The organism is Xanthomonas sp. MUS 060 (assembly GCF_000963215.1).
Taxonomy (GTDB): domain Bacteria; phylum Pseudomonadota; class Gammaproteobacteria; order Xanthomonadales; family Xanthomonadaceae; genus Xanthomonas_A.
Window position 1 is genome coordinate 178,747 of sequence record NZ_JZIM01000004.1, and the last position, 11,843, is coordinate 190,589.

An 11,843-nucleotide genomic window follows, 5' to 3' on the forward strand; every position below is an offset into this window, starting at 1 on the left:
GGAAGAGCAAGCAGGAAAGCGAACGATTGTAAGGGCCAGGCCGGCACTGCCGCTCTACAGCGACGCGCCCGCCCCGTATCCTTGGCCGATGACGTCCACCGTGTTTCCGATCGATCCACTCCTGCCGCAGATCCGCGACAGCCTCGCCGCCCACCCGCGCCTGGTGCTGGAGGCCCCGCCCGGCGCCGGCAAGACCACCCAGGTGCCACCGGCCTTGCTGGATGCGCCATGGCTGCAGGGCCGTCGCATCGTGATGCTGGAACCGCGCCGGGTCGCCGCGCGCAGCGCCGCCACATTCATGGCCCGACAGCGCGGCGAGGCCCCCGGCGAGACCGTGGGCTACCGCATCCGCTTCGAGAACAAGGTCTCCGCACGCACCCGCATCGAGGTCGTCACCGAAGGCATCCTGACCCGCATGCTGCAGGACGATCCGCTGATCGAAGGCATCGGCGCGCTGCTGTTCGACGAATTCCACGAACGCCACCTGGCCGCGGACCTGGGTCTGGCGCTGGCGCTGGACGTGCAGGCGCAAGTGCGCGAGGACCTGCGCATCGTGGTGATGTCGGCGACACTGGACGGCGAACGCCTAGCGCAGTTCCTCGACGCGCCGCGACTGTCCAGCGCCGGGCGCAGTTTCCCGGTGGAGATCGCGCATTTCCCGGCACGGCGCGAGGAATCGCTGGAAGCACAAACGCGCCGCGCCATCGACCACGCACTGCAGCAGCATCCCGGCGATGTGCTGGTATTCCTGCCAGGGCAACGCGAGATCGCGCGGGTACACGCGGCGCTGGAAGCGGGTGGGATTGCAACGGGCAACACCGCGGACGCCATCGCGACGCATCCGGGCGCTTCCCCGTCAGCACACGACACCGCGCACCCTGCGCTCCACGCGGGAGCAGCGAACAGCGTGGACGTACTACCCCTGCACGGTGAGTTGCCGGTGGAGCAGCAGAGCAAGGTTCTGCAAGCCGATCCGCATGGCCGGCGACGCGTGGTACTGGCGACCAACGTGGCCGAATCCTCGGTCACCCTGCCCGGCGTGCGCGTGGTGATCGACGCGGGGCTGGCGCGCGAACCGCATTACGATCCCAACAGCGGTTTCTCGCGCCTGGACGTGACCACGATCGCGCAGGCTTCCGCCGACCAACGTGCTGGCCGCGCCGGTCGCGTTGCCAGTGGCTGGGCGTATCGGCTGTGGCCGCAATCGCAGCGCCTGGAGGCACAACGGCGCGCGGAAATCCTGCAAGTGGAACTGGCCGGCCTGGCGCTGGAACTGGCCGCCTGGGGCAGCGACGGCCTGCGCTTCGTCGATCCACCGCCAACCGGCGCACTCGCCGCTGCCGCACGCGAATTACTGCAACGGCTCGGCGCGCTCGACGCAAACCAGCTCATCACCGCCAATGGCCGACGCATGCTGGCACTCGGCACGCATCCACGGCTGGCGGCGATGCTGTTGGCCGACACGGATGCGCGCACGCAAGCGTTGGCCTGCGATCTAGCCGCACTGATCGAGGCACGCGACCCGCTACGCCAGAGTGGCGATGCGCTGGCCGCGCGTTGGCGCGCGCTGGCCGCATTCCGTCGCGGACGCGTGCCGCACGATGCCCACCGTGGTGGTCTGGCCGCAATCGATGCCGCCGCCGCGCAATGGCGGCGACGTTTACGTAACAGTGCCGTTGCGCCGGAGAGCGTGGACGCGCACGTGCTCGGCGACCTGCTCGCCCATGCCTTCCCCGACCGTATCGGCGTGCGTCACCCGCATGATCCGTTGCGCTACCTGCTGGCCAACGGGCGCAGCGCGCGCTTGTTCGAACACAGCGACCTGCGCGGCGAACCCTGGCTGGTCGCCACCGAACTGCGCCACGAGGCCAAGGACGCCTTGCTGCTGCGCGCCGCGCCAGTGGACGAGAACGCCCTACGTGCGCAATTTCCGCAGCGCTTCGTGCAACAGGACGTGGTGCGCTGGGATGCCGAACGGCGTGCGCTGAGCGCGCTGCGCGAAAGCCGCTTCGACCGCATCGTGCTCGACAGCCGCCCTGCCGGTCGCGTCGACCCGGCGCATGCGGCGACCGCACTGACCGAAGCAGTGCGCGAGCTGGGCCTGCAAGCATTGCCGTGGAGCGAGGACGTGCGGCAATGGCGTGCGCGCGTGATCGGACTGCGGACATGGATGCCGGAACTGGACCTGCCGGATCTGCGCGATACAGCGCTGCTGGACAGCCTGGAGGACTGGCTGCGTCCGGCCTTCGTCGGCAAGACCCGGCTCGACGCACTCGGCGAGGACGCACTCGCCGAGGCATTGAAAACACGGTTGCCGTGGGACCGACGCCAAGCCATCGACCGCCACGCCCCCGTGCGCATCGCGGTGCCATCGGGCATGGAGCGGCGCATCGACTACGCGCTGGACCACGCCGGCCAACCACAACCGCCGGTACTGGCGGTCAAACTGCAGGAACTGTTCGGACTGACCGACACCCCCCGCATCGCCGATGGCCGCGTGCCACTGGTGCTGCACCTGCTCTCGCCCGGTGGACGTCCACTGCAAGTCACCCAGGACTTGCGCAACTTCTGGTCCAACACCTACCCGGAAGTGAAGAAAGAAATGAAGGGCCGCTATCCACGCCATCCGTGGCCCGATGACCCCTGGACCGCCACCGCCAGCCACCGCGCCAAACCGCGCGGCACCTAGCGTCGCTGACAAAACCAAGGCGTCGCTGGGCGCACCCGCCCGACAGCAACGCACGACACGTCCTGCGCCGCTTCTAGCGCATGTTGCTTGCGCGCAACGATCTTCAGCGCGCAGCCGCATCGGGGTTACAGCGCTAACGTGCTGTATACGCTATGCGAGGGAGACTAGCTCTCTTCCTTCCTGCACGTAGGAACGCCCATGAGCAAGCTGACCATCATCACCGACCGCGCTCTGGACCTGGCCAGCCATGCCGGAGATAGTCTCAAGCATCTCGGCCCGCAGGCGAACAAGTGGTTGCACTCGGGTATGACCATCGGCGCAATCAAGACAGGCGCGGCACTGGGCGCGGTGAAGACCGGCGGCAAGGCAGCACGCAATGCAGTGCGCCGCAATCCGGCATTAGCGATTGCGGCGGCAGCGGTGGGCGTGGGCCTGATCGGTTACGCCCTCTATCGCAAGCGCCAGCGCGACAAAACCGCGCCCATCGAGGGCAAGGCACAGCGCATCGAGACCAGCAAGCGCAGCAATAGCAACAGCGGTGCGGGCCGCAGCACATCGGCCACACGCCGCGTGCGCCGTAGCAGGACCGCACAGGACGCCACCGAACAATAGCAGTCGCGTCGCGACATCGCCCGGCCGCAGCCAGACACGACGCCGCGACCGGGTGCCACCACTGAATCGCGTTTTTGTGCGCACGGCTGGTGCTGACAAAACGCGCGACGACCTCCGCGGTCATCCACCACGCCTACCTACGAGTGATCGACGCGCCCACAGCATCGGGCTGCTGAGAATGTTCAGCGATACAAGCGCCATTTCGATGGAGGAGGTGACGGTCTGCGGAGCAAGACCAATCGGGTTGTTCAATCCGGTACGCACCTGTGGCCCTGGCATGGACTGCGGGAGTAGTTTTCGCGCAGGTACTCGGCTTGGCGCTGGTGCTGCGGGTGTGGAAACGGTGCCCTGGCTATCGCACTGCTCCTGCTCGCATTGCCGCGCGCCCTTGGCATGGTGGTGAACTGGTGGTGTTGCTTGCGTGAGGTAATGCTGCTGCTCGTGCGCTACCTGCGCTTGCTGTTCCTACTGCAATTGCACGATCCGTGCCTGCTCGTGCTCCTGCCATTCGGCCGTCTTTGGCTTATCGAACAATTCCACGTTTGCGTGTATCGCGTGCGGTGGCGCTCATGCCATCGGTCTGGCTATCGGCCATACGAATGCTCGTATTTTGGCTGCTGCCGCATGGCCGTCAACTCTTCTGCTTCCTGTACCTGCTGCTGGTTCTGCACCTGCTGCAGCGTGGACTGCACCGATGGGGCTGGCTCGCGCAGGTCCAGCGTGAAGTGCTTATAGCAGACATCGATATCGCAGCCCTCGAAAATATCGCCCTTGACCACGAAATCGTTTTTCCCTGCTGGTGTCATATCGTAGATCGCCATCTTGCCGACGACCTGATGCAGGCGTTCCTCGGACATCGGAATGCCCTTTTCCTCCAGGGTGGCCTTGGTCTGTGCGTAGAGCGCGTGCAGCGGGGGGGGAATTGGGGCTGCTGTAGGGTTCCAGCGCTTTAATTGGGGCTGCTGTAGGGTTCCAGCGCTTTTGATGCTGCCTGCTGCTGCGCAGTGGCGAGGTCGGGGCGAGGCGGGTTCGGGCGCTCGGCNGCGTTTGCAGTGCTTCGAGCGTGCCTGGGTCGGCGATGCCGGTTGGCTCGCGGCCAGCCCAACGCTGGAAGTTTTCCACCGCCTGTTGGGTGCGGGGGCCGTAGTGCTTGTCGTCCTGGATGGCGTTGCCATCGCGGTCGGTGGCGCCGATGGTCTGCAAGTGTTGTTGCAAGGACTGCACGGCGACGCTGCGGTCGCCAGGCTCCAGGGGATGTGCCGTCATCAGCGGGAGCTGTGGTGCGTGCGCCACTGGCGGGGTGTGCAACATCGGCTCGCTCGGCGGCTTGGTGCTGTTCGTGTTGATGCGAACGGGTGTCTTGGCTGTGGCGCTGGTCGTGTTCGCGTTGCTGCGCATCCATGGCTTGGCGGTGCAACTGCGCGTGTTGCTGCGCAAGCTGATGTTGCTGCTCGCGCGCTGCCTGCGCTTGCTGTTCCTGCTGCTGCAATTGCGCGATCCGCGCCTGTTCCTGCATGTCCACGCTGGCCGGTTTGTTCGTGTTGATGCGAACGGGTGTCTTGGCTGTGGCGCTGGTCGTGTTCGCGTTGCTGCGCATCCATGGCTTGGCGGTGCAACTGCGCGTGTTGCTGCGCAAGCTGATGTTGCTGCTCGCGCGCTGCCTGCGCTTGCTGTTCCTGCTGCTGCAATTGCGCGATCCGCGCCTGTTCCTGCATGTCCACGCTGGCCGGTTTTTGCGGGGCAGCAGTGCTGTGCTGTGGAGGTGGTGCATGTACATGCGCGGGGGGCTGCACCAAATGCGGGGCTTGGTGTTGCTGCGCCTGTTGCCTGTCCACGGCGGGATGTGGCGTGGATGCGGCTGGCGCGCTCTGACCGAACCACTGCCCTGGATGGGTGACGGTCTCGTAAGCTTGGCCGGCAGCATGTTCGGCCACATTGATGACGCGTTCTGATGACGCGTTCGACAGTGGGTGGGACCATTGGCCGCGTAGGCATGTTCGGCACGCCTCTGCAGCGCCAGTGCTTCCGCCTTCGCCGCCATGGCGGCAGTCGCGCCAGGATTCAGGGCCATGGCGCCAGGATTCAGGGCCATGTTCAGTAGCTCGCGGTCCTGATGTATGTCCTGGCGAACATGGTCAAAGGCGGCCTTGTTGTGCGCGTAGTTGGCTTGCTTGGAGCTGCGCCAGCCTCTCCGGGGACAGCACGCTCTGCGGGCCAGTGAAGTGTGTACCACTGTGATCGCCCATGCGCATCGCCCGCAGCGGATTAGGTGACGATGCGCCGTGGCTGACGTCGAGGTAGTGCGCGTCTTTGAGCGCTTGCACATTTTCTGGCGTCGCCAGAGTCACCACCGTTCCGTAATGCCGACTGGCCGCACTCACCGGATCACCTGCCAGGACGTAATTGGTCACCGCCGTGCCGCCCTCCGGCACGTGATGACGCAGGCTGAGCTGCGCCAGCCTCTCCGGGGACAGCACGCTCTGCGGGCCAGTGAAGTGTGTACCACTGTGATCGCCCATGCGCATCGCCCGCAGCGGATTAGGTGACGATGCGCCGTGGCTGACGTCGAGGTAGTGCGCGTCTTTGAGCGCTTGCACATTTTCTGGCGTCGCCAGAGTCACCACCGTTCCGTAATGCCGACTGGCCGCACTCACCGGATCACCTGCCAGGACGTAATTGGTCACCGCCGTGCCGCCCTCCGGCACGTGATGACGCAGGCTCACCGCGCCGTAAGCGTTGTAGGTGGAGCCGGCCAGGCCGAATTCCGCCGCTTCGATCTGCGCCACGTAAGCGTTGTAGGTGGAGCCGGCCAGGCCGAATTCCGCCGCTTCGATCTGCGCCAATGCGCCGCCGAGAGAGTGGCCAGTGACGGTCACGTGGTCTTTGGGAATGCCCTGCTTGGCTGCTTTGGCGAGCATCTGCGCCGTGAACGCGTCGGCAGCGGCTTTTTGCGGATTGACCGCGTCGCGCACCATCGTGGCATCGACGGCGATGTCCTGGAGGGTGGTGAGCGCATGCTGCGCTTTTTCCGCCTTGGTCTCGCCGGTAAATAGACCTGGGTCGGTGCCACGGTAGGCGATGATGATGTTGTGTGGTACTTCCACGCTTCGATACGCGGTTGCATGGAAACCGGTTACAGGATCCTTCGTGTAGCCAAAGACGGTATATTTAGCATCATCTAGATATATACGTTTTGTGCTATCAACATCGCTTTGTGGACGATTGAAATATGAATCATTGGCCGCATCGGCGCGTGCTTGATCAGTAGGCTTCATTGCTTGGCTTCCTTGACAGCGATGGTGACTGAGAAATGAGCATCTGGATGCTGAACAACCTCATCGTCGTCTGCTACAAGTGTTGGAGCACCATAGGGAGCAAAAGAAGTATCTCCATACACGCTCTTATTGAAGTAGTAGGTCTCCTGACTTTCTCGCAGGAGTTCCACTAACATCCCCCCCCAATTGAACCTAACTCCCTTGGCTATAGCAGAAATGCCAACACCGGTCGCATCCCAGTGGCACACGCCAAGCTTGAAGTAGTCCTCGTCCAGCAAGGCGTCCCGGTAGAAATACCCCTTCCACGTGTGATCGTCCACCTGTGTCATGGGAACATCGAGTCCGGTATTGGGCATGTGTCGTTGTCCAATGAACGGGATCAGTGGCGTACTTCCACGCTTCGATACGCGGTTGCATGGAAACCGGTTACAGGATCCTTCGTGTAGCCAAAGACGGTATATTTAGCATCATCTAGATATATACGTTTTGTGCTATCAACATCGCTTTGTGGACGATTGAAATATGAATCATTGGCCGCATCGGCGCGTGCTTGATCAGTAGGCTTCATTGCTTGGCTTCCTTGACAGCGATGGTGACTGAGAAATGAGCATCTGGATGCTGAACAACCTCATCGTCGTCTGCTACAAGTGTTGGAGCACCATAGGGAGCAAAAGAAGTATCTCCATACACGCTCTTATTGAAGTAGTAGGTCTCCTGACTTTCTCGCAGGAGTTCCACTAACATCCCCCCCCAATTGAACCTAACTCCCTTGGCTATAGCAGAAATGCCAACACCGGTCGCATCCCAGTGGCACACGCCAAGCTTGAAGTAGTCCTCGTCCAGCAAGGCGTCCCGGTAGAAATACCCCTTCCACGTGTGATCGTCCACCTGTGTCATGGGAACATCGAGTCCGGTATTGGGCATGTGTCGTTGTCCAATGAACGGGATCAGTGGCACGCATTTCGCATTGATGACGTCATACCCGATATATGCCTTGATCGAATCCCACGACCCCGGCGCATGGGAGGTGGCGATGACTTCGTAGCGTTTGACCGGATGCGGATTGAGGTGACCGGTAGCGCCGTCATTGCCGACATCGATGCCTTTGGAGCAGCCCGCAGCGGTCAGACGCATTTCGCATTGATGACGTCATACCCGATATATGCCTTGATCGAATCCCACGACCCCGGCGCATGGGAGGTGGCGATGACTTCGTAGCGTTTGACCGGATGCGGATTGAGGTGACCGGTAGCGCCGTCATTGCCGACATCGATGCCTTTGGAGCAGCCCGCAGCGGTCAGGGCCGGCCAGCGGCATGAAGCGGCATGAGGGCGGTGGCGGCAAGGTGTTGCAGTTTCATCGGGTCGTCCTCGGGGGAATGGGGCGTGGATGCGGCGTCAGGCAGGCAGGTGCGGTGGCCACGCGGGTTTGCGCTTGGGTTGCACCGGCAATCCGCCAGGTGGCAGTGGCCCAAGCTCGGCGCGCACCCGCGCATTGATGATCGCCATATCGCGCAGGAGCTGCAGATCGTGCAACGGATCGCGCACGTTGAGTTTGCGCGGGCGATAGGGGTTGTCGCTGTGATCGTCGGTTTCCTGGCTCATCGCGCGTGACCTCTCCTTTTGATTTTGAGCAAGCCTCCCCACTGCGCCTGCGATCTTACTGCATGGGGCTGATGCCGCCACTGCATGACCTGCCTATGAGCTCGGTGAGCGTGTGCTGTGGAGGTTGTGCATGTACATGCGTGGGGGCTGCACCAAATGCGGCACTTGGTGTTGCTGCGCCTGTTGCTTGTCCACGGCAGGATGTGGCGTGGATGCGGCTGGCGCGCTCTGACCGAACCACTGCCCTGGATGGGTGACGGTCTCATAAGCTTGGCCGGCAATATCGCGCAGGAGCTGCAGATCGTGCAACGGATCGCGCACGTTGAGTTTGCGCGGGCGATAGGGGTTGTCGCTGTGATCGTCGGTTTCCTGGCTCATCGCGCGTGACCTCTCCTTTTGATTTTGAGCAAGCCTCCCCACTGCGCCTGCGATCTTACTGCATGGGGCTGATGCCGCCACTGCATGACCTGCCTATGAGCTCGGTGAGCGTGTGCTGTGGAGGTTGTGCATGTACATGCGTGGGGGCTGCACCAAATGCGGCACTTGGTGTTGCTGCGCCTGTTGCTTGTCCACGGCAGGATGTGGCGTGGATGCGGCTGGCGCGCTCTGACCGAACCACTGCCCTGGATGGGTGACGGTCTCATAAGCTTGGCCGGCAGCGGGGATTGGGTGACGATGCGCCGTGGCTGACGTCGAGGTAATGCGCGTCTTTGAGCGCTTGCACATTCTCTGGAGTCGCCAGAGTCACCACCGTTCGGCACGTTCGTGAGCAACCTCCCAGGTGAAATGCTCGAAGGCACTCTGGTGGTCCGCGCAGCGTTGCGACGCTTCGCTGAAACGATGCTCGGCCAGGAAGTTGTCCGGGCTTAAGAGTCATTGGCCGCGTCGGCGCGTGCTTGATCGGCAGCATTCATTGCCTGGCTTCCTTGACAGCGATAGTGACTGAGAAATGAGTCTTTGGATATTGAATCACCTCATTGTCTTCTTCCGTTAGCTCCTGAGCGTCATATTGAACAAGAGACTGATCGCCGTATGCACTCTTCTTGAAATAGGTCGTCTCCTGACTTTCTCGCAACAGCTGGTTCAACATGCCGCTCCAGTTGAAACCTACTCCTTGACCAGTCGCACTAACGCCCACGCTGGTGACATCCCAATGGCACACGCCAAGCTTGAAATAATCCTCATCTAGCAAGGGGTCGCGGTAGAAATATCCCTTCCATGTGTGATCGTCCACCTGTGTCATGGGAACATCGAACTCGGTACCAGGCACTTTCCGCACACCAACGAACGACATCATCGGCACGCATTTTTCATTGATGACGTCGTATTCGATATACGCCTTGATCGAATCCCACGGCCCGGGTGCATGTGAAGTAGCAATCACTTCGTAGCGTTTAACTGGATGTGGATTGAGGTGCCCGGTGGCGCCTTCATTGCCGACATCGATGCCTTTGGAGCACCCAGCAGTGGTCAAGGCCAGCGGCATGATGGCGGTGGCGGCCAGGTAGTGTAGTTTCATCGGGTCGTCCTCGGGGGGATGGGCGCAGATGCGGCGGCAGGCAAGCACGGCCAAGGCGCGGGTTTGCGCTTGGGTTGCACCGGCAATCCGCCAGGTGGCAGTGGGCCCAGCCGGGCGCACTGCTGCGCATTGATGATCGCCATATCGCGCAGTAATTGCGCATCGTGCAACGGATCGCGCACCTTGAATTTGCGCGGGCGATAGGGATTGTCGCTGTGATCGTCGGTGTCCTGGCTCATCGCGCGTGACCTCTCCTTTTGATTTTGACTTAGCTTCCCATCTACGTCTGCGATCTTACGTCATGGACCGATGCCACCAGCGGCTGACCTGCCGATGAATCGGCAAGGCCATAGCCAGCCATGGTCATTGCCTGGCGCGTAACCAAGACGACACGTTAGCCCACAGGTTATACGGAAATTCCGATCATGTGTATGGAATTTCCGTTGTTGGATAGAGGATATGCTCTAATACGCAGCGAGGCGGTATATTCGATGGCGTGCGGCACATTGCCGCCACCGACGCACTGCGATGCGAGCGATCCATGCGCGATCCGGTCAAGCAGCATCGACTGCCGCGTCTACAGCGCGCGCCAAGCCCCCGGCGCCAGACCATCGAGCCGATGCCCTCCTATCGCCACGCGCACCAGGCGCAGGGTCGGTAAGCCAACCGCAGCGGTCATCCGCCGCACCTGACGGTTGCGGCCCTCGCGCAGCACGATCTGCAGCCAGGCATCGGGCACAGTCTTGCGGAAACGCACCGGTGGATCGCGCGGCCACAACGCCGGTGCGGCATCCAACAGGCTGACCTGGGCCGGCGCAGTGGGCCCATCATTCAACATCACCCCATCGCCCAAGCGTTGCAGTTGCTCCGGCTGCGGTACGCCTTCCACCTGCACCCAATAGGTCTTGGGCTGTTTGTGCTGCGGGTCGGTGAGACGATGCGCGAGCGCGCCGTCGTCGGTCAGCAACAACAGACCTTCGCTGTCGTAATCCAGGCGTCCCGCTGCATACACGTCGCCAGGTAAACCGAATTCGGCCAGCGTTCGCCGCCGCGGCTCGCTACGGTCGGTGAACTGGCACAGCACGTTGAACGGCTTGTTGAAGGCAATCAGCATCGACGCTGCGGACCACGCGACAGCCGCGCCGCACAGCGCGACGCGGGGCGTGCCCCACGCGCGCATACCGCCATGTGCAACGACCGCATCAGCGCTTGACGAATTTCAAGGTCATCCGGTCGCTCTCCCCGATCGCCTGATACTTGGCATTATCGGCCGCATCGTGCTGGTTGCTCGGCGGCAGCGTCCACACGCCATTTGGATAGTCCTTGGTATCGCGCGGATTGGCGTTGATCTCACTCTTGCCGACCAGTGCGAAACCCGCTGCCTCAGCCATCGCGATCACCTGCGCCTGCCCCACGTAGCCGCTCTTGTCGTCGGCTGGCAGGTCGGCCTTGGCGCGATGTTCAACCACACCGAGCACGCCGCCGGGTTTGAGTACTTGGTAGAACGCCTTGAACATGCCTTCGGCCTGTCCGGCCTTGCGCCAGTTGTGCACATTGCGGAACGTCAGCACCAGGTCCGCTGATCCTGGCGGGCCGAACACCGGAGCGCTCGGCGAATACGCCACGATGTGGGCGTGGTCGTACTGCGCCGGTGCGGCAGCGAACTTCTCTTCCAGGCCGCTGCGCGCTTTCTGCTGATAGTCGCGACGCCCTTCCGGCACCGCAGCCGGATCGACCACGGCAGCGATGTAGTGACCGCGCTCGCGCAGATACGGTGCCAGGATCTCCGCATACCAGCCGTTACCGGGAGTGATTTCGATCACTGTCTGCGTCGGCTTGATACCGAAGAACGTCAGCGTCTGGTCGGGATGGCGATACGCATCGCGCGCAACGTTGGCAGGAGCACGCCAGCTACCATCGATGGCCGCGCGCAGCGCCGCGTCCGCTGCCGGCGATGTCACCCCGTGAGTGGACTTGAGCGCTTGCGCCATGGGCGTCAGCAGGGCGCCAGCAACGGCCAACGTACAGGCACAGGCAAGCGAGGTTCGAAGCGTCATGACAGGCATCCACAGAAAGATCGCACGAGCCTAGCACGCATGCGTGTCACCGCCGACGGCAACGCGCACAGATCACGCAGGCAGAAC

Annotated in this window: 13 protein-coding genes and 1 pseudogene; 3 read left to right on the forward strand and 11 right to left on the reverse strand. The window is 62.6% G+C overall.

The annotated features are described in order from the left end of the window. Window positions 1–88: 88 nt before the first annotated feature. Both hrpB and XANALMUS060_RS06755 read left to right on the forward strand, forming a co-directional pair. The gene (hrpB, locus tag XANALMUS060_RS06750) at window positions 89–2,689 is read left to right on the forward strand and encodes an ATP-dependent helicase HrpB (RefSeq protein ID WP_045737714.1); all 2,601 of its coding nucleotides are present in this window, start codon (window positions 89–91) and stop codon (window positions 2,687–2,689) included. Window positions 2,690–2,887: 198 nt separating this feature from the next. Then, window positions 2,888–3,301: a hypothetical protein gene (locus tag XANALMUS060_RS06755; RefSeq protein WP_045737715.1), complete on the forward strand. Its 414-nt coding sequence runs from the start codon at window positions 2,888–2,890 to the stop codon at window positions 3,299–3,301. Between the two features lie 584 nt (window positions 3,302–3,885). On the opposite strand, the gene XANALMUS060_RS21855 is transcribed toward XANALMUS060_RS06755, so the two are convergent. Next, window positions 3,886–4,158, reverse strand: a complete 273-nt coding sequence (locus XANALMUS060_RS21855; RefSeq protein WP_045737716.1) for a hypothetical protein — start codon at window positions 4,156–4,158, stop codon at window positions 3,886–3,888. Between the two features lie 657 nt (window positions 4,159–4,815). On the opposite strand from XANALMUS060_RS21855, the gene XANALMUS060_RS20495 reads away from it, so the two are divergent. Further along, on the forward strand, window positions 4,816–5,253 hold the full coding sequence (locus XANALMUS060_RS20495) for a hypothetical protein (RefSeq protein ID WP_045737717.1): 438 nt from the start codon (window positions 4,816–4,818) through the stop codon (window positions 5,251–5,253). Window positions 5,254–5,436: 183 nt separating this feature from the next. On the opposite strand, the gene XANALMUS060_RS06770 is transcribed toward XANALMUS060_RS20495, so the two are convergent. The 10 genes and pseudogenes from XANALMUS060_RS06770 to XANALMUS060_RS06810 form a co-directional block, all read right to left on the reverse strand. Further along, window positions 5,437–6,405, reverse strand: coding sequence for a hypothetical protein (locus XANALMUS060_RS06770; protein ID WP_052688113.1), 969 nt, complete (start codon window positions 6,403–6,405; stop codon window positions 5,437–5,439). A gap of 167 nt (window positions 6,406–6,572) precedes the next feature. After that, window positions 6,573–6,932 carry a hypothetical protein gene (locus XANALMUS060_RS06775; RefSeq protein ID WP_235430386.1) on the reverse strand — a complete coding sequence of 120 codons (360 nt, stop codon included), beginning with the start codon at window positions 6,930–6,932 and terminating at the stop codon, window positions 6,573–6,575. A 23-nt stretch (window positions 6,933–6,955) separates the two neighbouring features. Continuing rightward, window positions 6,956–7,144, reverse strand: coding sequence for a hypothetical protein (locus XANALMUS060_RS19705; protein ID WP_152640419.1), 189 nt, complete (start codon window positions 7,142–7,144; stop codon window positions 6,956–6,958). Beyond that, window positions 7,141–7,710 carry a hypothetical protein gene (locus XANALMUS060_RS06780; protein ID WP_235430388.1) on the reverse strand — a complete coding sequence of 190 codons (570 nt, stop codon included), beginning with the start codon at window positions 7,708–7,710 and terminating at the stop codon, window positions 7,141–7,143. Before XANALMUS060_RS06780 ends, XANALMUS060_RS19705 begins: the two co-directional genes overlap by 4 nt. Before the next feature lie 290 nt (window positions 7,711–8,000). Further along, window positions 8,001–8,180, reverse strand: a pseudogene (locus XANALMUS060_RS21860) (hypothetical protein); the annotation flags it as partial. Between the two features lie 93 nt (window positions 8,181–8,273). Next, entirely contained in the window at window positions 8,274–8,558 is a 285-nt protein-coding gene (locus XANALMUS060_RS20955; protein ID WP_045737719.1) for a hypothetical protein, read from the reverse strand. A gap of 532 nt (window positions 8,559–9,090) precedes the next feature. Then, window positions 9,091–9,699 (reverse strand): hypothetical protein, encoded by a 609-nt coding sequence (locus XANALMUS060_RS21180; RefSeq protein ID WP_235430390.1) that lies wholly within the window; start codon window positions 9,697–9,699, stop codon window positions 9,091–9,093. Then, entirely contained in the window at window positions 9,696–9,938 is a 243-nt protein-coding gene (locus XANALMUS060_RS21865; protein ID WP_045737720.1) for a hypothetical protein, read from the reverse strand. The genes XANALMUS060_RS21180 and XANALMUS060_RS21865 overlap by 4 nt, the downstream gene beginning before the upstream one ends. Window positions 9,939–10,276: 338 nt before the next feature. Next, window positions 10,277–10,813, reverse strand: coding sequence for a pseudouridine synthase (locus XANALMUS060_RS06805; protein WP_045737801.1), 537 nt, complete (start codon window positions 10,811–10,813; stop codon window positions 10,277–10,279). Window positions 10,814–10,901: 88 nt separating this feature from the next. Then, entirely contained in the window at window positions 10,902–11,756 is an 855-nt protein-coding gene (locus XANALMUS060_RS06810; protein WP_045737721.1) for a class I SAM-dependent methyltransferase, read from the reverse strand. Window positions 11,757–11,843: the final 87 nt, after the last annotated feature.

What these genes read in the sequence shown, in the direction of transcription:
- hrpB (WP_045737714.1), top strand. Translation starts at nt 89, where the DNA reads ATGACGTCCACCGTGTTTCCGATCGATCCACTCCTGCCGCAGATCCGC.
- XANALMUS060_RS06755 (WP_045737715.1), top strand. Translation starts at nt 2,888, where the DNA reads ATGAGCAAGCTGACCATCATCACCGACCGCGCTCTGGACCTGGCCAGC.
- XANALMUS060_RS21855 (WP_045737716.1), bottom strand. Translation starts at nt 4,158, where the DNA reads ATGTCCGAGGAACGCCTGCATCAGGTCGTCGGCAAGATGGCGATCTAC.
- XANALMUS060_RS20495 (WP_045737717.1), top strand. Translation starts at nt 4,816, where the DNA reads ATGTCCACGCTGGCCGGTTTGTTCGTGTTGATGCGAACGGGTGTCTTG.
- XANALMUS060_RS06775 (WP_235430386.1), bottom strand. Translation starts at nt 6,932, where the DNA reads ATGCCCAATACCGGACTCGATGTTCCCATGACACAGGTGGACGATCAC.
- XANALMUS060_RS19705 (WP_152640419.1), bottom strand. Translation starts at nt 7,144, where the DNA reads ATGAAGCCTACTGATCAAGCACGCGCCGATGCGGCCAATGATTCATAT.
- XANALMUS060_RS06780 (WP_235430388.1), bottom strand. Translation starts at nt 7,710, where the DNA reads ATGCGTCTGACCGCTGCGGGCTGCTCCAAAGGCATCGATGTCGGCAAT.
- XANALMUS060_RS20955 (WP_045737719.1), bottom strand. Translation starts at nt 8,558, where the DNA reads ATGAGCCAGGAAACCGACGATCACAGCGACAACCCCTATCGCCCGCGC.
- XANALMUS060_RS21180 (WP_235430390.1), bottom strand. Translation starts at nt 9,699, where the DNA reads ATGAAACTACACTACCTGGCCGCCACCGCCATCATGCCGCTGGCCTTG.
- XANALMUS060_RS21865 (WP_045737720.1), bottom strand. Translation starts at nt 9,938, where the DNA reads ATGAGCCAGGACACCGACGATCACAGCGACAATCCCTATCGCCCGCGC.
- XANALMUS060_RS06805 (WP_045737801.1), bottom strand. Translation starts at nt 10,813, where the DNA reads ATGCTGATTGCCTTCAACAAGCCGTTCAACGTGCTGTGCCAGTTCACC.
- XANALMUS060_RS06810 (WP_045737721.1), bottom strand. Translation starts at nt 11,756, where the DNA reads ATGACGCTTCGAACCTCGCTTGCCTGTGCCTGTACGTTGGCCGTTGCT.